The 18,278-nt window shown below is 61.0% G+C and carries 15 protein-coding genes; 10 read left to right on the top strand and 5 right to left on the bottom strand.

The features are described from left to right. Positions 1–865 precede the first annotated feature (865 nt). Positions 866–1,981, top strand: coding sequence for a Gfo/Idh/MocA family oxidoreductase (locus tag L8I05_RS08470; protein ID WP_242168232.1), 1,116 nt, complete (start codon positions 866–868; stop codon positions 1,979–1,981). Positions 1,982–2,016: 35 nt separating this feature from the next. On the opposite strand, the gene L8I05_RS08475 is transcribed toward L8I05_RS08470, so the two are convergent. Further along, entirely contained in the window at positions 2,017–3,642 is a 1,626-nt protein-coding gene (locus tag L8I05_RS08475; RefSeq protein ID WP_242168234.1) for a methyl-accepting chemotaxis protein, read from the bottom strand. A gap of 235 nt (positions 3,643–3,877) precedes the next feature. Between L8I05_RS08475 and L8I05_RS08480 the strand changes: the two genes are divergently transcribed. Genes L8I05_RS08480 through L8I05_RS08490 form a run of 3 tightly spaced genes read left to right on the top strand, consistent with a single transcriptional unit; the run spans position 3,878 to position 6,326 of the window. Beyond that, the gene (locus L8I05_RS08480) at positions 3,878–5,305 is read left to right on the top strand and encodes a nucleobase:cation symporter-2 family protein (protein WP_242168236.1); all 1,428 of its coding nucleotides are present in this window, start codon (positions 3,878–3,880) and stop codon (positions 5,303–5,305) included. An 11-nt stretch (positions 5,306–5,316) separates the two neighbouring features. After that, on the top strand, positions 5,317–5,778 hold the full coding sequence (locus L8I05_RS08485) for an LEA type 2 family protein (RefSeq protein ID WP_177015678.1): 462 nt from the start codon (positions 5,317–5,319) through the stop codon (positions 5,776–5,778). Positions 5,779–5,783: 5 nt separating this feature from the next. Continuing rightward, positions 5,784–6,326, top strand: a complete 543-nt coding sequence (locus L8I05_RS08490) for a GNAT family N-acetyltransferase (protein ID WP_242168238.1) — start codon at positions 5,784–5,786, stop codon at positions 6,324–6,326. Between the two features lie 106 nt (positions 6,327–6,432). On the opposite strand, the gene L8I05_RS08495 is transcribed toward L8I05_RS08490, so the two are convergent. Further along, complete coding sequence (locus L8I05_RS08495) at positions 6,433–7,359, bottom strand: carbon-nitrogen hydrolase family protein (RefSeq protein WP_242168240.1); 927 nt, start codon at positions 7,357–7,359, stop codon at positions 6,433–6,435. Between the two features lie 90 nt (positions 7,360–7,449). Here L8I05_RS08495 and L8I05_RS08500 point away from each other — a divergent pair, with 90 nt between their 5' ends. Continuing rightward, entirely contained in the window at positions 7,450–8,370 is a 921-nt protein-coding gene (locus L8I05_RS08500) for a LysR family transcriptional regulator (RefSeq protein WP_242168242.1), read from the top strand. On the opposite strand, the gene L8I05_RS08505 is transcribed toward L8I05_RS08500, so the two are convergent. Further along, positions 8,342–8,596 (bottom strand): hypothetical protein, encoded by a 255-nt coding sequence (locus L8I05_RS08505; protein WP_003190904.1) that lies wholly within the window; start codon positions 8,594–8,596, stop codon positions 8,342–8,344. The genes L8I05_RS08500 and L8I05_RS08505 overlap by 29 nt on opposite strands. Positions 8,597–8,759: 163 nt before the next feature. On the opposite strand from L8I05_RS08505, the gene L8I05_RS08510 reads away from it, so the two are divergent. Next, positions 8,760–9,080, top strand: a complete 321-nt coding sequence (locus tag L8I05_RS08510) for a DUF883 family protein (protein WP_159955959.1) — start codon at positions 8,760–8,762, stop codon at positions 9,078–9,080. Positions 9,081–9,127: 47 nt separating this feature from the next. Here the strand turns inward: L8I05_RS08510 and L8I05_RS08515 are convergent, their stop codons facing one another. Further along, positions 9,128–10,165 carry an Ldh family oxidoreductase gene (locus L8I05_RS08515; RefSeq protein ID WP_242168243.1) on the bottom strand — a complete coding sequence of 346 codons (1,038 nt, stop codon included), beginning with the start codon at positions 10,163–10,165 and terminating at the stop codon, positions 9,128–9,130. A 169-nt stretch (positions 10,166–10,334) separates the two neighbouring features. Here L8I05_RS08515 and L8I05_RS08520 point away from each other — a divergent pair, with 169 nt between their 5' ends. Next, positions 10,335–15,479 (top strand): DUF6543 domain-containing protein, encoded by a 5,145-nt coding sequence (locus L8I05_RS08520; RefSeq protein WP_242168245.1) that lies wholly within the window; start codon positions 10,335–10,337, stop codon positions 15,477–15,479. A gap of 18 nt (positions 15,480–15,497) precedes the next feature. Here the strand turns inward: L8I05_RS08520 and L8I05_RS08525 are convergent, their stop codons facing one another. Then, positions 15,498–15,767: a PepSY domain-containing protein gene (locus tag L8I05_RS08525; RefSeq protein WP_242168248.1), complete on the bottom strand. Its 270-nt coding sequence runs from the start codon at positions 15,765–15,767 to the stop codon at positions 15,498–15,500. Positions 15,768–15,919: 152 nt separating this feature from the next. Here L8I05_RS08525 and L8I05_RS08530 point away from each other — a divergent pair, with 152 nt between their 5' ends. From L8I05_RS08530 to L8I05_RS08540, 3 genes are all read left to right on the top strand, one after another. Then, positions 15,920–16,915: a FecR family protein gene (locus L8I05_RS08530; protein WP_242168249.1), complete on the top strand. Its 996-nt coding sequence runs from the start codon at positions 15,920–15,922 to the stop codon at positions 16,913–16,915. Between the two features lie 315 nt (positions 16,916–17,230). Beyond that, on the top strand, positions 17,231–17,689 hold the full coding sequence (locus L8I05_RS08535) for a hypothetical protein (RefSeq protein WP_242168251.1): 459 nt from the start codon (positions 17,231–17,233) through the stop codon (positions 17,687–17,689). Continuing rightward, on the top strand, positions 17,686–18,249 hold the full coding sequence (locus tag L8I05_RS08540; RefSeq protein WP_242168253.1) for an adhesin: 564 nt from the start codon (positions 17,686–17,688) through the stop codon (positions 18,247–18,249). Before L8I05_RS08535 ends, L8I05_RS08540 begins: the two co-directional genes overlap by 4 nt. Positions 18,250–18,278: the final 29 nt, after the last annotated feature.

Raw genomic sequence — 18,278 nt, forward strand, 5'->3', positions numbered from 1 at the left:
TCACTCATAGACCTTTCTCCCGATTTATTATTGTTAGGTCGTCTTGCCTTCCCGGGCCCTGAAACCTGCAATCTAGAGCGCCTGAAGGAAGCAGGGGCCATCCTATCGGGCTTTCGAATCGTCTGACAATCGGCGCTACGTTATCTTTTGTTAACTGGTGGCGTTTGCCGATGGCCTGAATGGCACAGTATTACTGCGCATGATGATGATCGTTCCCACGCTCCTGCGTGGGAATGTATCCCGTGACGCGGAGCGTCACTCGCGGGACGCGGAGCGTCCCTGGCGGTGTTCCCACGCGGAGCGTGGGAACAATCAGATTACTGCGCACGATGATGATCGTTCCCACGCTCCTGCGTGGGAATGCATCCCGTGACGCTCTGCGTCACTCGCGGGACGCGGAGCGTCCCAGGCGGCGTTCCCACGCAGAGCGTGGGAACAATCAGATTACTGCGCACGATGATGATCGTTCCCACGCTCCTGCGTGGGAATGCATCCCGTGACGCTCTGCGTCACTCGCGGGACGCGGAACGTCCCTGGCGGCGTTCCCACGCGGAGCGTGGGGACGATCAGATTACTGCGCACGATGATGATCGTTCCCACGCTCCTGCGTGGGAATGTATCCCGTGACGCTCTGCGTCACTCGCGGGACGCGGAACGTCCCAGGCGGCGTTCCCACGCTCCTGCGTGGGAATGCATCCCGTGACGCTCTGCGTCACTCGCAGGACGCGGAGCGGCCCAGGCGGCATTCCCACGCGGAGCGTGGGGACGATCGGGTGGAATGAATTTTTATTCTATATCTTGAATTATGTGAATTTTTATTCCATTAATAGCCCTCCCGAAAACAATAATTCAAAGGACCACCGCTATGCGTGAACTCGGAATCGGCCTGATCGGCACGGGCTTCATGGGGCGCGCCCACGCCCTGGCGTTCAACAATGCCCGCGCGGTATTCGAACTGCCGGTCACCCTCAAATTGGTCGCCCTGGCCGATGCCGACACCGAGCGCGCCCAGCGCTGCGCCAGCGCATGGGGGTTTGCCCAGGCCCATGGCGACTGGCAGGCGTTGATCGACGACCCCAAAGTCGATGTCGTGGCCATTACCACGCCCAATCACCTGCATTACCCCATGGCCATGGCGGCGATCGCCGCAGGCAAGGCGGTGTATTGCGAAAAGCCGCTGGCCGTCAGCCTGGAGCAGGCCGACGCCATGCGCCGCGCCGCGAGTGCAGCCGGGGTGGTCACGCGGGTCGGCTACAACTATCAGCACAACCCGATGATCGGCCTGGCCCGGCAGATGATTGCCAAGGGCGAGCTGGGCGAGATCATCAGCTTCCAGGGCGAATTCAGCGAAGACTTCATGGCCGACCCGAGTTCACCCTGGTCATGGCGTTGCGAGGTGGAACACGCCGGGGGCGCCCTGGCGGATCTGGGCAGCCATTTGCTGTCGATGGCGCGCTATTTGGTCGGCGATGTAAACAGCGTGTGCGCCGACACCCAGACCGTGCACGCCCAACGCCCAGTCGTCAAAGGCAGCAGCAACCTCAAACCCATCGCCGTGGATGACCAGGTGCATGCGCTGCTGCGCTTCGCCAATGGCGCGCGTGGCACGGTGAGCAGCAGTTGGCTCAAGCATGGCTACAAGAACCACCTGAGCTTTGAAATCAGCGGCACCCAAGGCACCTTGGCGTTCGATCAGGAGCGCTTGAATGAACTGCGTGTGTGCCGCATCGGCCAGGACGGCTTCCAGCGTGTACTGGCCGGCCCAGCCCTGCCCGGCTACGCCGCATTCAGCCCGGCCGCCGGGCATCAACTGGGTTACAACGAATTGAAGACCCTGGAAGTGCACGAGTTGATCATGGCGCTGGCGGGGCACGGCGCGGATGGCACTGATTTCGAGGGCGCCTGGGCGGTGGAACAGCTGGCAACGGCGATTCGCCTGGCGGCTCGTGAAGAGCGCTGGGTCAAGGTTGGCGAGGTGTAAATAAGGGGAGCTGCGCGCTCCCCCGCACGTGTTGATCAGATGACGAACCGTGCCACCATCCCATTCAAATCCACCGCCAGGCGCGACAACTCATGGCTGGCCGCACTGGTCTGGTTGGCCCCGGCTGCCGACTGGGTCGCCAGGTCACGGATGTTGACCAGGTTGCGGTCCACTTCACGGGAGACCTGGGCCTGTTCTTCCGACGCGCTGGCAATCACCAGGTTGCGTTCGTTGATCAGGCTGATGGACTGGGTGATCTGCTCGAGTGCCACGCCCGCAGCGCGGGCCATTTCCAGGGTGGTCTGGGTGCGCTGGTTACTCTGCTGCATCGATTGCACGGCTTCACCGGTGCCGGTCTGGATGCCGGCGACCATTTTTTCGATTTCCTGGGTCGACTGCGCGGTGCGATGCGCCAACGCCCGGACCTCATCGGCGACCACCGCGAAGCCACGCCCGGCTTCACCGGCGCGGGCCGCTTCAATCGCCGCGTTGAGCGCAAGCAGGTTGGTCTGCTCGGCAATCGCGCGAATCACGTCGAGCACTTTGCCGATGTCGCGGCCCTGAGCCGCCAGGCCTTCGATCATTACCGAGGTGTTTTGTACGTCCTGGGTCATGGTCTGGATCGCGCCGACGGTTTCCACCACGCGGTCACGGCCTTCACGCGCCGCCTGGTTGGACTGGCTGGAGGCTTCGGAGGTGGACACCGCGTTGCGCGCGACTTCTTCCACGGCGGCGGTCATCTCGTTGACGGCGGTCGCAGCCTGGTCGATTTCGTTGTTCTGTTGTTGCAGGCCTTTGGAGGCTTCTTCGGTGACCGCGCTCAGCTCTTCGGCGGCGGACGCCAGTTGCGTGGCTGAACCGGCAATGTGCTGGATGGTCTGGCGCAGGTTGGCTTGCATGGCCGACAAGGCACCGAGCAGGCGTGCCGGTTCATCCTTGCCATCGTCTTCGATGGGTTTGCTCAGGTTGCCACCGGCGATGGTTTCGGCCGCTTCCACGGCTTTGCGCAGCGGCGTAACGATGCTGCGGGTCAGCAGCCAGGCCAGCAGCACGGTCATCAAGGCGGCCACGACCGACACGATGATGATCCCGGTGACTGCTTGCTGATAGCTGCCTTGCGCTTCAACCCCGGCCTGATCGGCGTCGGCACTGTTGATGGCGATCAGCTTGTTCAACTGCTCGCCCATCAGGTCGGTGCCGTCCTTGATACGCGTGTTGATGAGCGTGCGCATCTCCTCGACTTTGTTCTGCTGGGACAGCGACATCATCTCGGCCTGGGCCGTGAAGTAGCTGTCCAGGGTCGCGGCGAAGGTTTTGTACAAAGCCGCCTCTTCCGCGCCGGCCGGCATGACCGCATAAGCCTTCTGAGCCTGCTTGACCTTGTCGACCAAAACGCCCACGCGGACCTTGGCTTCATCCAGGGCTGCGGGCTCGCGGTTGATCAGGATGCGGAAGGACAAAATGCGCAGGCGCAGAACGTTTTCCGTCATGTTGCCAAGAAACTTCACGCTCGGTAGCTGGTTGGTCCCCATGTCCAGCGATGCTTGGCGGATAGTCGTCATGCGGTTGACGGCAAACACACCAAGGATCACGACCAGCAACGCAATGAACGCAAAACCGAGAAACGCGCGAGGGGCAATATTCAGATGACGAAGGGACATAGGGGGTGCTCTCGAGAAATAGTGTTGGCGAGCGTCCCTGCCGCGACACGATCAGTTGGCGTCAACGCGCCGCTCTGACCTTTGCGCACCCTTGTTGTTATAGTGGGGTGGGCTTACCTACGGTATCGGCCGACATGTGAATTTTATGCAGGATGTTTCGAAATATTTTTACACACTTCTGACTGCCGGCACTTTCTGGCATCCTGCGCGCCCCTTTCCCTACCGGGCCTGTATTTTGTCTGACGCTCAAACCCCTCGCCCCCGCTATAAATCCGACCTGATCTACGGCCTGGAAGATCGCCCGCATTTCACCGCCGCGATTTTCGCTGCGCTGCAGCATGTGCTCGCCAGTTTCGTCGGCATCATCACCCCCACCTTGATCGTCGGCGGCGTACTTGGCCTTGAAAGCGAAGTGCCGTACCTGGTGAGCATGGCGTTGTTCGTGTCGGGGCTCGGCACCTTTGTGCAGGCGCGTAAATTCGGCCCGGTCGGTTCCGGCCTGTTGTGCCTGCAAGGCACCAGCTTTTCGTTTATCAGCGTGATTCTCAGCGCCGGTTTTATGGTCAAGGCCCGGGGCGGCGGCACCGATGAAATTCTCTCGACCATTTTTGGTATCTGCTTTTTCGCGGCCTTTATCGAAGTGGTGCTCAGCCAGTTCATCGGCAAACTGCGCAAACTGATCACTCCGGTGGTCACCGGCACGATCATTACCTTGATGGGCCTGTCGCTGATCAAAGTGGCGGTCACTGACATGGCTGGCGGTTTTGGCTCCAGCGATTTGGGTGCGGCCAGCAACATGGGCCTGGCGGCCCTGGTGCTGCTGACGATTGTGGTTCTGAACCGCTTCAGCAATCCGTTCGTGCGCCTGGGCTCGATCGTGATCGGCCTGACGCTGGGGTTCGTCGTGGCCTGGTGGATGGGGCGCGTCGACCTGGCGGCCTTGCCGCAAGTGCCGCTGATCAGCGTGCCGGTGCCGTTTAGATACGGCTTCTCGTTCGACTGGGTGGCGTTTATTCCCGTCGCAGTGATCTTCCTGATTTCGCCACTGGAAGCCGCCGGTGACTTGACTGCCAACTCGATGATTTCCCAGCAGCCGGTCAAAGGCCCGCTGTACATCAAGCGCATCAAGTCGGGCCTGTTGGCCGATGGCCTCAATTCGGCAATGGCGGCGACCTTCAACAGCCTGCCGATGGTGACCTTCGCGCAGAATAATGGCGTGATCCAGCTGACCGGCGTGGCCAGCCGCTATGTTGCGTACTTTATCGCCGGCCTGCTGGTGCTGCTGGGGCTGTTCCCGATGATCGGCGCGGTGCTGCAATTGATGCCTAAACCGGTGCTCGGCGGCGCTACTCTGATCATGTTCGGCACTGTGGCCGTGGCCGGGATCAAGATCCTCGCCGAAGCCGGGCTGCACCGGCGCAATGTGCTGATCGTGGCGATCTCGCTGGGCATGGGCCTGGGCGTGGCCGCCGTGCCGGAAGTGTTGCGCGACCTGCCCAAGGCGCTGCACAACATCTTCGAATCGCCGATCACCGTGGGCGCGTTCTGTGCAATCCTGCTGAACATTTTCCTGCCGGAAGAGTTCATAGAGCTGGAAGAAGATGAATTTGATCCGGAGTCCTCTACCCTCAAGGTCATGCAGGACCCGGACGTCACGAAATAGGAGCACCTTATATGCGCAAGCTCATGGTTCTATCGTTACTGCTGCTGACCTTGAGCGCCTGCGCGCTGTTCCCCAATCGCGATCCGGTCAACATCACGGTGGTGGGCATCGAGCCGCTGCAAAGCCAGGACCTGGAAGTACGTTTTGCCGTGAAGCTGCGGGTGCAAAACCCCAATGAAACGGCGATCGACTACAGCGGCGTAGCCCTGGACCTGGACGTCAATGGCCGGCCGTTGGCGTCGGGGGTGAGTGATCAAAGCGGCAATATCCCACGCTTTTCCGAGACGGTGCTGACCGTGCCAGTGAGCGTTTCGGCGTTTTCCGTGTTGCGCCAGACCCTGGGCCTGAGCCAGACCCAGAGTTTGAACAACCTGCCCTACGTATTGCGCGGCAAACTCGCAGGTGGGCTGTTTGGCACCATGCGCTTTGTCGACCGCGGCACCTTGAACCTGCCAAACACGGCCACTTGGTAAACGCCATGCAACCGACGTTGTTCACCGACAGACTGATCCTGCGCCCGCTGACCCTCGACGATGCCGAGGCCACCCAGGCGCAGTTCGCGCATTGGGAAGTGGTGCGCTACCTCAATGCCCAGGTGCCCTGGCCGTACCCGGCCGACGGCGCGCGCCGCTACATTGAAGAGGTGGCCTTGCCGGGCATGGCCAGTGGCGACCAATGGCATTGGTCGATCCGCCTCAAAAATCCGCCGGAGCAGTTGATCGGCAATATCAACCTGACGGACGAGCAAGACGACAACCGAGGTTTCTGGCTGGGCCCGCAATGGCAAGGCCAAGGGTTTATGAGCGAAGCCAGTGCGGCGGTGACGGCGTTCTGGTTCGAGGTGCTCAAACGCCCACGAATGCGCGTGCCCAAAGCCGCGCCAAACTTAAGCTCGCGGCGCATTTCCGAACGCACCGGTATGCGCCTGATCCGAACGGATGAAGGCCAGTTTGTCGCCGGCAGCTTCCCGCGGGACATTTGGGAGATAACCCGCGAGGAATGGTTGGAATCACGCGCTTAGTGTGGGAGCTGGCTTGCCTGCGATAGCGCCGGGTCAGGCACAAATGTGTCAACTGACACGCCGCTATCGCAGGCAAGCCAGCTCCCACAGTGTGTTCTACCGCGTTTTAATCAGTGACGGTGCGCACGCCAGGCTTGGCGCGCTCATCCACCACCAGCTCGAAAATATCCGGCCGCGCGTAATGCCCCACCACGTCATAGTCATAACGTGCGCGCACCAACTCATCGGTGTTGATCCGCGCCGTCAACAGTCCCGCCTCGCCACGCAACGGCCCCGCCAGAATATCGCCCATCGGCCCGACAATCACGCTGCCGCCGGCGATCAAAGGGCGGTCTGACGGCCAGTTGGCCACCTGCACGCCCAGCGCCTGCGGCGATGCCTGCACCTGGCAGGCACTGACCACGAAGCAGCGGCCCTCATGGGCGATATGGCGCATGCTCACCTGCCACATTTCACGTTCATCCACGGTGGGCGCGCACCAGACCTCCACGCCTTTGGCGTACATCGCCGTGCGCAGCAACGGCATCATGTTTTCCCAGCACACCGCGCCACCCACGCGGCCGACTGCGGCGTCGATCACCGGCAAGGTCGAGCCATCGCCGGTGCCCCAGATCAGCCGTTCGGTGCCGGTGGGCATCAACTTGCGGTGCTTGGCCACCAGGCCGCCCGACGGCTCGAAATACAGCACGGTGCAGTACAAGGTGCTGCCACTGCGCTCAATCACACCGATCACCAGGCTGGCACCGGTACGCGCCGACAACCCGGCCAGCGCCTCGGTCTCGACCCCAGGCACATCGATGGCGTTGGCAAAATACTGCGCAAAGGCTTCGCGGCCTTCCGGCAGGCGATAGCCCAATTGCGTGCCGAAGCCCTCGCCCTTGGGGTAGCCACCCAGCAAGGCTTCGGGCATCACCACCAATTGCGCACCGCTGCGCAGGATTTCGTGCTCATACGTCAGGATTTGCGCCAGGGTGTCGGCCTTGCCACCTGGCAGCGAACCGATTTGCAAAGCAGCCACTGTTGAAACAGGCATCACACTCACTCCGAATGTTGGGGTTGCCCATTCTCCGGCGCGCAGCAATCATGAATAAAGCCCACCTCAGTGCTAAATGATATGAGCCAAATGAATATCGCCCAGGTTGATTTGAACCTGCTGAAAACCTTCGAAGCCCTGCATGACGAGTCCAGCGCCAGCCGCGCGGCGTTGCGCCTGGGCGTCACCCAATCGGCAATCAGCGCGGGCTTGCGGCGATTGCGCGAGCTGTATGGCGATCAATTGTTTGTGCGTACCGGGCGTGGTTTGGCGCCAACCTTGCGCGCCAACCAGTTGAAGCCGGTGATCAGCGAGGCGCTGGACCGCTGCCGCCAGAGCCTGGCGATGATCAACCCGGATAACCCGCACTATCAGGGGCGCTCGGTGGTGCTGGGTTTATCCGATGATTTCGAGATTGCCCATGGCCGTCGGCTGATCGAGGAGATTGCACGACGCGCGCCGAAGCTGCGCGTGATCTTCCGCCAGACCCATAGCCAGATCGTCGCCGCGGCCCTGCTCGACCGCAGCCTTGACCTGGCCATAACGGCCGGGGGTTTTGCCGAGCGCAGGCTGAGCCGACAAGTGTTGGGCGAAGGTGACTACCGCTGCCTGGTCGACCCGCACAGCCTGGCACCGGGCCAGGACAGTATCAGCCTGGAGGCATTCGTCACACGCGAGCATGTTCTGGTGTCATCGGGCGGGTTTATCGGGATTACCGATGAAGGCTTGGCAGCGCAAGGGTTGAGCCGCCAGGTGTGCGCGTCGACCAGCCACTTTGCCGCGCTGCCGTTTTTGCTCAAGGGCAGCGCGGCGGTGGCGACGATTCCCGGGCATGCCGCCGAGGCGATTGCGCAGATGACCGGCTTGCGTGTGCTGCCCTGCCCGCTGGCGCTGCCACGCTACCCGGTGGAACTGGGTTGGCGCACCCAGGCGCAGCTGGATCCGCTGTTGCTCAAAGTACGCGAGGCGATTGTGGCGTGCTTTATTTCGCCGCTGCCATCAGCTTGTTGACTTCGCTGCGCACCATGTTGGAAAACTCCGGCGGCGACATGCCGTCAAGCTCGGCGCGCACCCACTCGGCCCACTTGCCTTTGCGCTTGGCGCGCTCGCCGAACAAGCGTGCCGCTTCGCCTTTGGCCTTGCCCAGGTTGGTTTGCCACAGGTCGTAGAGGCGGGACTTTTCATCTTCCAGCTCGGCGCGTTCGGCGAGGGTTTTGTTGGCCAGATTGAAGCTCATGTTGAATTACCTGCTGCACAAATAGGTGACATCTTACACTGTAGGTCGAAATATCCAGATTCGGATTTTGCCCCCAAACAGCTCGCGGCAAAAAATCTGCAACTTTTGCCGTCGCCCGATACTCCATTGTTCACTGTCACATTCACTCGCAAGGAGTCACACAATGGCCCGCAAAACCGCTGCCCAAGCTGTCGAAGACCAAATCAAGGATCAAGCCTTCAGTGAACTGACGGCGTTGATTGAAGAATCGGACAAACTGCTCAAGAGCAGCGCCGCCCTGGTAGGCGAAGAAGGCGAAACCTTGCGCGAGCAGGTCGCCATCAAGCTCAAGCAGGCGCTGGAATCGGTGTCCAACGTGCGTGAACGCAGTAAGCCGGTGGTCGATGCCACCGAGACCTACATCGGTGGCCACCCGTGGCAGACCGTAGCGATTTCCGCAGGCTTTGGCCTGGTGGTTGGCCTGTTGCTCGGTCGTCGCAACTAAGCCATCGCTGCTAAATCCTTGAGGCTGCGCCGCTGGCGCAGCCCCTGTTAGCCTTCGGCGAGTGCCTGCAACTGCTGAAGGTCCTGCACGTCAATCTCGATACCTGTTTCCTGCGACTTCGCCCGTGTGCGATGGCGCCGATCCCCCGGCAACCGCCGCAACCCCGCCGCATGCATCTGCCGCACCAGTTCCTGGCTGCGCTCGGCGAAGTTTTGCCCGGCGGTTTTGCTCGGGTCGATCAGGATCAGCAACTGCCCGGTCCACGGCGTGCGGGCGCCGGGGTGATCCGACCAGTTGAATTCAAATGAGAAGTTCCCCCCCGTCAGGGCGGCCGCGAGCAATTCGACCATCATCGATAACGCCGAGCCCTTGTGCCCGCCGAACGGCAGCAGCGCCCCGCCCTCAAGGATGGCCTTGGGGTCCTGGGTCGGCTGGCCCAGGCTGTCGACGCCCATGCCCGGCGGCAAGCGCTCGCCCTTGCGCGCGGCAATTTGTACGTCGCCATGGGCGATGGCGCTGGTGGCCAAGTCAAACACAATCGGCGCGCCATCGGCCCGTGGCGCGGCAAACGCGATCGGGTTGGTGCCGAACAGCGGCCGATCGGCGCCATGGGGCACCACGCAGGTCATGCTGTTGACCACGCTCAGCGCCACCAGGCCTTCTTCGGCGAACGGTTCGACATCCGGCCACAACGCGGCGAAATGATGAGAGTTGTGAATGGCCAGCAGCGCAATCCCGGCACTGCGGGCTTTTTCCACCAGCAGCGCGCGCGCAGCTGCCAATGCTGGTTGGGCGAAGCCGTTGCAGGCGTCAACGCGCACAAAACCTGCGGCCACATCTGTGACCACCGGCAGGGCCTTGCCGTCGACCCAGCCACTGGCCAGGGTGCTGAGGTAACCGGGGATGCGAAAGATGCCATGGCTATGGGCGCCATCGCGTTCGGCGCTGGCGCAATTGTGCGCCAGGATGGCGGCCACCTCGGGCGAGGTCCCGTGCCGGACGAATATCTGTTGTAGCAAGGCCACCAGTTCAGTGAGACCGATGGAGGTTGAAGCCGTAGCCAGTGTCGGAGACTGCGCAGACATTTGAAGCTCCGTTTTTATGATTGGAGGGCGCAACGAATGAACATACAGGCCTCGATAAAACACCACGCACGGCGCCTGCTGTCAACTTGCGCGGGGGCTGATTATTTACCCCGGTCTGCCAATCACGCGCACTTACCCTGTCGTCTTCCGAGCACACTGGAGACTGATCATGGTCCGCGTCACCCCGCCGTACTTTTTCGACGAATTCCTGCAGCCCATCAGTCGAAAAACCCCCAGCGACCGCGAGCGCGCATTGGGGCTCACCACCCAAGACCTTGATTGGCTGCATAACCTTTACTACGCCAGCGATGCCGCTCGCCAGGATACCCAGCTGCGCGGCCATCCGATGCGCGTCGAGAGACTGCTGATCAACGTCTCAGGTCAACCGGCGACGCCCATCGCCGGTGCATTTGTGATGAGCCCCAGCCCGGACGGTCGCAAGGCCCTGCTGTACACCCCGTATGGCGGCATTCAGGTTGCTGACGATCATGCCTCGCTGCTCACCGAGGTGAGCGAGCAGTTGGTGGACCCGGTGCAGCGCGTCGAATGGCTGAGCTTCCTGTCGATTGCCCAGCGCAACGCGTTGCCTGTCGGCACCCCCATGACGTTAACCACTGCAACGATCGAAGGCTCGGTGCAAGTAGACCAGGAGCAGACGCTGCAGGCCTGCCAGCATGCCAACGTGCAGGCGATGCTGGCGCACCTGCAAAAAATCCCGACCTTGCCCGGCATGCTCGATACGCTGCTCGGCATCATGGCGCGCGCTGACTTCCCAGGGCTGGATCAACGCCATACGCAGGTGAACTGTTTTGTGCAAATGCCGGGAGACGGCGGTCGACGCTGGGTCGGTTCCCAACCGTTAAGCGAAGCGCTCCTGCAGTTTTATGTACGACATGCCTGGCCCAAGGCGCAAACCCGCGAGTTCATTAACCCCCGGCATGTCACCAGCACCTTCACCCAGCCCCAACTGGAACAGGATCAGCAGCAGTGGGAAACGCTGGTGGAACAGACCTCCAGCATCTTGTCAAAGCTGCTGGACAGCCTGCTGCAGACTTACTGGAACGAGGACACCGGCAACGGCACCTCGCGCCTGGATTTTTTCGCGCAGGTCATGGCTGACAAGTTTCGTCTCGATATCTTGCTCAAGCGCCAACAAGAAACCCTCACTGCCGACCAAAGCCACACGCTCCAGGCGCTGTTCCTCAGCGACCAGACCGCCCGCAGCCACTACGCCAGCCGCCTGAGCGTGGAGAAAGTGCGGCTTTACGCGCCGTATCAGCACTATGTGGAGCTGGCCGGCACGCTGATGCTCAGCGAAACACACGCGTACCTCTACACGCAATCGCGCGGATTGCAGGTGCTCGAAAACCTGGATGATCTGAAAGACACCTTGTTGAGCATGCTCAAGGCCGCCGGGCACGAAGATGAGTTGCTCAACGTGCTCTCCCTGGATGAACGCAACACGTTTATGAGCCTGGACCAGATAACCATCGCGGCCGGCCCCGTCACAGGCGGCGTGTTCACCGGCATGGTCGAAGACATTGCACTCAAGCAGATCAGCAATATGAACCACGCACTGGAACTTTACCGGCGCAGCGATGGCCAGGTAGACCTGGCTGCGCTGCTCGATTGCGCCCTGGATATACGCACGATACTGGACGATCGCCTGGCACCGCTGGACACCGCCGGGCGTTGGACGGTTCATCCGGTCACCAGCGGTAACAGCCGCCCCTCTACGGTAAAAGCCGAGCGCGCCAAGCTGCACCTTCAACGCCTGATGGCGGCCGAAGAGGCGCTGGCCATCGAGCGCAAACAACATCCGACCTTGCGCAGCATGGTCACCCTTGCCCTGGACGCGCAGCTGCAGGCACAGCAATTGGAGGTGAAGGCCGATGAGGTCTACATCAACACCTACGAAACGCCAGCCCAGGAACGTGAAGAGCGCCCGCCCGTGTCGTCGTTGAGCATGGTAGAGCACTTCATCGAACGCTTGAGCCTTGAAGCCGCACCGATTGCCGGCGCCGACACCACCGGCTTTTACAAAAAGCTCGACCCGCGTGTGGCCCAGCAGTTGCACAGCATGACCCTGAGCACTTTCAACGACGTGATTGACCGAGTGTTGAAGGTGTTTGCTGACACCGATATGCATAACCTCCCACGCCTGTTTTTGGGCAACGCCCGTGACAAGCATGCCCACTCAATGCGCCTTGGGTTGCAAAGCGAGGCCGACATGCGGTTATTGGGTAAAACCATGACCGCCCGCAGCCAGGCGGTGCTTGATACGGTGCTGCGGCCGGACAGCTTGTTGCGCTTGACCCGTCACGGCCTCAACGGCTTTTTGCCGGATGCCTACGCATTGACACTGGGTATTGGCACCTCGGCGGCTACCAGCCCCCTTGCCAACCTGTTTGTACTGACTGAACGCGGCGGTATTGACCCCGAACGCTCAGGCCGGGTCGTGCTTTGGACGCCTCGGCTGGGCCATGAAGTGTTTACGTCGATTGAAACCCTGCGCAGCGCGTTGACACAGCGCCTGGCGCATCCGATCAAGCGTTTGAGCCTGCTGGAAAACCTGCCCGTCTCCCTGCGTAGGCCCCATCAGGTGTATCGGTTGGGCCAGCTGCAACGCATCGATGACAACGTACTGAACAACCGCCTGCAAACCTACAGCGATTACGTGATGGACGGGGTTGATCACCTGCTTTCCATGAAGTTACCCGCGCGTGCCCTGCAAGACCGCCTGGACAACGTGCTGGAGCAGGCCGCGCCCACCAATCTGGCACGCGCGATCAGGGTGGCTGGCGCCCTCGTCAACCAGCAGGCCCTGCCCGTGTGGCTGGGCATGGCAACGACTGAGGACCAGATCCATCACGCTGAACTGCTTGAGCAATACCATAACAGTGCACCCGACGAAAAAGACTACCTGCACGGCATCGTGCCCCTGCGCAAACATGCGTTCACAGCCCTGCAGGCGCTGCTCAAGGCACGGTTTCCCGACCATGACCTCTCGCCAGATGACATTCAACTGCCGGTGCACCAGTCGCTGGACGTTCATGTATTGAGCCTGACCGATTTTGCCGTGCGTCACTGGCCGGACCTGGAAGCCGAAAACCTGCGTCCACGTTCACGCACTGCCACGCCGCTGCCGCCTGCACTGGATGCCAGTACGGTGATTCAGATGGTCCGGCAGCTGGACCTGAAAACCGCCTACCACACAATGGTGCAGAACACGCTCAATGCCCAGACCGAAGAGGCGCGCAAACGCCGGCGCCTGTTCTGCCGTCAACTGCCTTGGCAAATGCTGCAATACGCCCACGAGCAAAGGCTGCAGGAACGCCTTACAGCGCGGGCCCTTGGCTACGTCCAGCAGGTTTTCAACATGCCCGATGCCCTGGCACGCGCAACCCTTGCGGGTGCGACCGCCATTATTCGCCCGCTGGCGTTGATAGCGACCGATGGCGCTGCGGCCGTGAAGGCATTGGGCATGTACCTGATTGGCCCTGAAACCAGCAGCGCCGGGCCTCTGGTGTTATATGCGCCCTACAGTGAAAACCATGTGCTCAAGGAGTATGCAAACGAACAAGCCCTGCTGGATGAATTGGAAAAGCCGGGTGCACTTCAGGACTGGACCTTGAGGCACTTGGAGCTGGCGCATCAGGCCACTTACCGCAACCTGCTGCAAAACAACCGGCATCGCCCCTCCGACATCCGTCTCGCCGCGTCTGCGGTGAGCGGCAACGCCCTGCACGCCCTGTTCAGCGACAACACGCAAATGCTGCTCAAGATGCTGGCTTGCCAGTTCAAGAAAGACGCCAAAGTTCTATGGGACACTGCGGTCAACCTGCTGGGCGAGGACATTCCCACGGCCGTGCGCTTCATGGCCGGAAAACTTGCGTACCCTCTGGTGGTGTGGCGCAGCTACCGATTGTTCAAGCGCTCAGCCGAGGCGCTGCAATTGCACAGGTGGAGGGCTGCCTTGAAGGACTTTATCGCGGGCGTGGCGCAAATGGCCGCGCTGCGCGGGGAGCTGGACGGCAGCGCAAAACCGCCGCCCACAGAAAAACCCGTCACGCTGGCAGAGCTGTCGGACGACACGCTGCCCACGGCGACAAGCCTGAGCAGCCTGGACATCACCGCCCCCTCGCGCACTGAGTTACAGCCCTTCGAAGATCACGACATCGCGCTGAAGGACCTTGAAAAAAGCCCCACCAGCCATGTCTACCACGACAAGTCGAGGTCAAAAAGCTATGTGCCACTGGACGGAAAAGTCTACTCAGTCAAGAAAACCGCCCAGCACTGGCGCCTGGCCAAGGACCCACTGAACGGCGCCTACGTGGGCCGCAACCCACAAGGCAAATGGGTGCTGGACCTGCGTCGGCATAACCCGCGCTTCGGCAAAGTACTGTCGCGCTATAGAACGCGCAACGACGAGCGCGAGACGATCAACATCGAAGCGAGCGGCATACGCGCGATTGCCAGCCTGTCCAACTGGAAAGCCCAGGCCATCAATGAAGCGTTGAACGTGGCGACTTATTACGGCGTCACCTGCAAGCGCAACATCGCGCGCTTTTCGCTGCAACGTGATCCCGATAGCCGCGTCGGGCTTTTTTTGGGGGAAATGTTCGGTGTGATCAGCATCAGCCCGCAGCAGCTCAGTCGGGTCGAGAAAATTATCGATGGCATACTCGATGAATTAAGCGACCCCAGCTTGACCGGGCCTGATTCCAAACGCTTTGTCAGCGGCACCAGCCGCGTAAGCATGGCGCAGGAATACGCCTTTGTGATTCCTGAGGACCCGGAGCGCAAACTGTATTTGCTCAATCGGTTCTTTGATCCGGACATGGACGAGTACCAGAACCGCTTGAACTCACCCTTCGACATCTCGGCCCACGCCAGGGCCAGCACGCTGATTCACGAATTGACGCACTTGAGGTCGCGTACCGAAGACATCGCGTACATGGACACGATGCGCCCCTTTCCCGACTTGATTAACCCTGCGCAGCCGGGTGCGCAGTTGATGAAGACGACGCTGGAAGATTTGCGCAAGACCGCGCTGTCGACGCTGACACCCGCCACAATGCTGTTCAAGACCTGGGATGATCTCTCGGCGACATGGGAAGACTACGGTGCGGACAGCGGCACCCATTACGTCAAACAAAAAGTCCTCAGCGCCACGGGCGCCAAGGACCTTGATGACGCCCGGCAGGTATTCATGAGTGACCCCGACAAGCGAATCGACACCATTTTGGCCAACGCCGATTCAGTCACTTATCTGATTACTCACCTGGGCCGTTTGCTGGATGCGGGGGCCTGAGCGGCCCCCGGCAGTGCCTCAGTCTTTCTGGTCACGCAGGATATTGCCCGAGGCGCCGTCGATACGTGCTTCATAGACCGTGCCATCGGACTTGCGGCCTTTGACTTCCCAATAGCCATCGTTGTCGGCTTCGGCCTTGTAGACTTCGATATAGCCGGCCTTGGTCTTCGCGGTCTCGATGGCCTTTTCGATGGGGATCCAGCCCGCGCCCGGCTTATCGGCCAGGGCTGCGCCGGCACTCAGCAAAGCGGTGGTTGCACACAGGGCGGCTAAGGTTTTCTTCAGCATGTTCGTACTCCTTTGTGGGAATGACGGACTCGTGTCCTGTGTTTTCTGAGTTTTCCAAACGAGAATAAGTTCCAATTGATGTGCAATCGCCATGATGGTTGTTCTCGCCATCCGCCTCGGGAGGTTAGAATGTGCGAAATCAGGATGGATTAATGAGCGAAAACTCCCTTTCAGAAGCCGAATACGACGCCATCACCGACGCCGCTGCGCATTGGTGCATGCGCCTGCATGCCGGTGATTGCACGGCTGAAGAACGTCGGGCGTTTACGCAATGGCACGATGCCGACCCGCTGCACGCCTTCGAATACGCGGCCATGTTGGAAATCTGGGACGTGGCCGACCACTTGCCGCGCAGCGAGCCTTCGCCGGTGGTACTGCCGTTCAAGCCGCGCAGCCGCTTGCGCACTTACGCCGTCGCTGCAGCGGTGTGCCTCGCCGCCCTGCCGCTGGCAGCCTTCACGGGCTGGGAAGCGGGCTGGCTGCCCAGCGCCTATGAGCATTTCGACGCTGCCAATGGCCTGCGCAAGGTCACCCTTGGCGATGGCAGCCAAGTCGAGTTGAACCTGGGCACCGAATTGGTCTACCGCAATTACAAGGACCAACGCCAAGTCACCTTGAAAAAGGGCGAAGCGTTTTTCAAGGTCACCCATGACCGCAGTCACCCGTTTGTTGTGAAGGCCGGTGACGGGCAGGTTCGGGTCACCGGCACCCAATTCAACGTATGGAAGTATGAAGACCAGGTCCGGGTGATGTTGCTGGAAGGCTCGGTGCAGATTTCCAGCGATACGCAGCACGCCGGCGTGCCGCTCAGCCCTGGCATGCAAGCCAGTTACCACACGGGTGACGCCACCCCGCAAGTCGCCGCGATAGACCCCAACGACGCCGGCCTGGCATGGCGCCAGGGCAAGTTGGTGCTCGACAACCTGGCCCTGGCCGACGCGTTGCCGCTGATCAACCGCTACCTGAATAAACCGGTGATGCTGGCAGATGCCAATACCGGGGCGATTCGCATTGGCGGCATCTACAACATCAATGAGGTCAACAACCTCGTCCCTTCCCTGCCCAAGGTTTTGCCGGTCTACCTGACCCAGAATCAGGACGGCAACCCCGTACTCAATTCCATCCCGCGTAAAGCGCCGAAGGGCTAAGACCGCCTGCTCGTACGGGCTCGCTTGCGCCCGTAGTGTCCATTTTTGAAACACTTCCCTGGCCTGAATGGCCCGCCCGGTGCGGATTCATGGCTTTGTCATGTGCAGTGTTTCATCACTGAGACAGCCAACAGGTGGGGCTGCGCATAGACAGTCGCAGGGCGAGTGTTTCGCGGATGAAACACTTCGGCCGTCACCTCCCCACGCTTTAATCGCAACCTACTGAATATTCACGAAAAATCAAAAGCGGCACGCGTTCTGCTCTTTCCCTTACAGCGCTGTTTAGGGTCAGCGCGAAGAATAAGGAACACTGCCATGGACACACACAATCAAGGCTCCTTGAGCCTCCTGCTGATCAGCTGTGCACTGAGTGCCGGTGTGAGCCTCCCAGTGCTCGCGGCAGGTGATGGTGTGATCGTGATTGAACGCCAGGTGCAACCGTATTCAATCGGCCGTACACGCGGCACCGACCCCTACCCCACCACCGTCAACGCCAACCCGTCTGCGCAAATCTTCCGCGCCTCCACCAATGAGCTCAGCGACCACGACATCGCGGGCATCAGCAGTGGCTCCAGCATCACACGCAGCATCATGCCCAACGGCGACATCACCGGTTTGAACAATATCGGCGGTGCCAACAACCTTGGTGCAGGCAGCGCAGCGGGCCATAGCGGCAGCGGCGGCGGCATCGCCGGCACGGTAAACGGTGCGATTTCCAGCGGCCTCGCCCCACTGAACAACATCAGCGGCATGGTCGGGGGGGCAATGAAATGATCCGCTCCTGGATGCTGCTTGCCGCGCTCGGTTGCACAGCGGCCATGGCCGACAGCAACAACAACGCGACCATCGATAACTCGGGCAAGCAATACAACGGCGTGGTCACGGTCAACCAGGCCGCCGGCGACCAGCAACAGCTGAGTAACAACGTTGCCATCACCGTCGGCCACAACGCCCAGACGACCATCGCCGTCACGCAAAAAATCAGCGGCGCCGCCGCCGACCGGGCCCTCAACGCCAAGGCCGCGATCCAGGGCAACTCTTTCAGCAATGGCAACGGTGCACTGAGCGTCAACCAGTCCGCCGGGGCCCAGAACCAGATGATCAATGCCATGCGAATCAGCGTCAGCGCTGGCCCGCAAAGCATCGACGACAGCGTCATGTCGCAACAGAACGTTGCGCTTGCAACCGACTCAGGGTTGACCCCTACCACTGGCAGCCGCCAGGTCGTTACCAGCGACCAGGCCTTCACCGGCAGCCGTGGAGTGGTTCAGGTCAACCAGAGCGCCGGGGTGGGGAACCGAGTGGCTAACACCCTGAATGTACGACTCAACTGATGGAGCTGAGTCGATAGCTAGACCGTACC

Origin of the sequence: Pseudomonas sp. MONT-RG-20F-20-E-7-02 (assembly GCF_022662395.1) — a bacterium.
Taxonomy (GTDB): domain Bacteria; phylum Pseudomonadota; class Gammaproteobacteria; order Pseudomonadales; family Pseudomonadaceae; genus Aquipseudomonas.

Coding starts and splice junctions, on each gene's coding strand:
- L8I05_RS08470 (WP_242168232.1), top strand. CDS start 866: ATGCGTGAACTCGGAATCGGCCTGATCGGCACGGGCTTCATGGGGCGC.
- L8I05_RS08525 (WP_242168248.1), bottom strand. CDS start 15,767: ATGCTGAAGAAAACCTTAGCCGCCCTGTGTGCAACCACCGCTTTGCTG.
- L8I05_RS08530 (WP_242168249.1), top strand. CDS start 15,920: ATGAGCGAAAACTCCCTTTCAGAAGCCGAATACGACGCCATCACCGAC.
- L8I05_RS08520 (WP_242168245.1), top strand. CDS start 10,335: ATGGTCCGCGTCACCCCGCCGTACTTTTTCGACGAATTCCTGCAGCCC.
- L8I05_RS08485 (WP_177015678.1), top strand. CDS start 5,317: ATGCGCAAGCTCATGGTTCTATCGTTACTGCTGCTGACCTTGAGCGCC.
- L8I05_RS08510 (WP_159955959.1), top strand. CDS start 8,760: ATGGCCCGCAAAACCGCTGCCCAAGCTGTCGAAGACCAAATCAAGGAT.
- L8I05_RS08500 (WP_242168242.1), top strand. CDS start 7,450: ATGAATATCGCCCAGGTTGATTTGAACCTGCTGAAAACCTTCGAAGCC.
- L8I05_RS08540 (WP_242168253.1), top strand. CDS start 17,686: ATGATCCGCTCCTGGATGCTGCTTGCCGCGCTCGGTTGCACAGCGGCC.
- L8I05_RS08490 (WP_242168238.1), top strand. CDS start 5,784: ATGCAACCGACGTTGTTCACCGACAGACTGATCCTGCGCCCGCTGACC.
- L8I05_RS08535 (WP_242168251.1), top strand. CDS start 17,231: ATGGACACACACAATCAAGGCTCCTTGAGCCTCCTGCTGATCAGCTGT.
- L8I05_RS08515 (WP_242168243.1), bottom strand. CDS start 10,165: ATGTCTGCGCAGTCTCCGACACTGGCTACGGCTTCAACCTCCATCGGT.
- L8I05_RS08495 (WP_242168240.1), bottom strand. CDS start 7,359: ATGCCTGTTTCAACAGTGGCTGCTTTGCAAATCGGTTCGCTGCCAGGT.
- L8I05_RS08475 (WP_242168234.1), bottom strand. CDS start 3,642: ATGTCCCTTCGTCATCTGAATATTGCCCCTCGCGCGTTTCTCGGTTTT.
- L8I05_RS08505 (WP_003190904.1), bottom strand. CDS start 8,596: ATGAGCTTCAATCTGGCCAACAAAACCCTCGCCGAACGCGCCGAGCTG.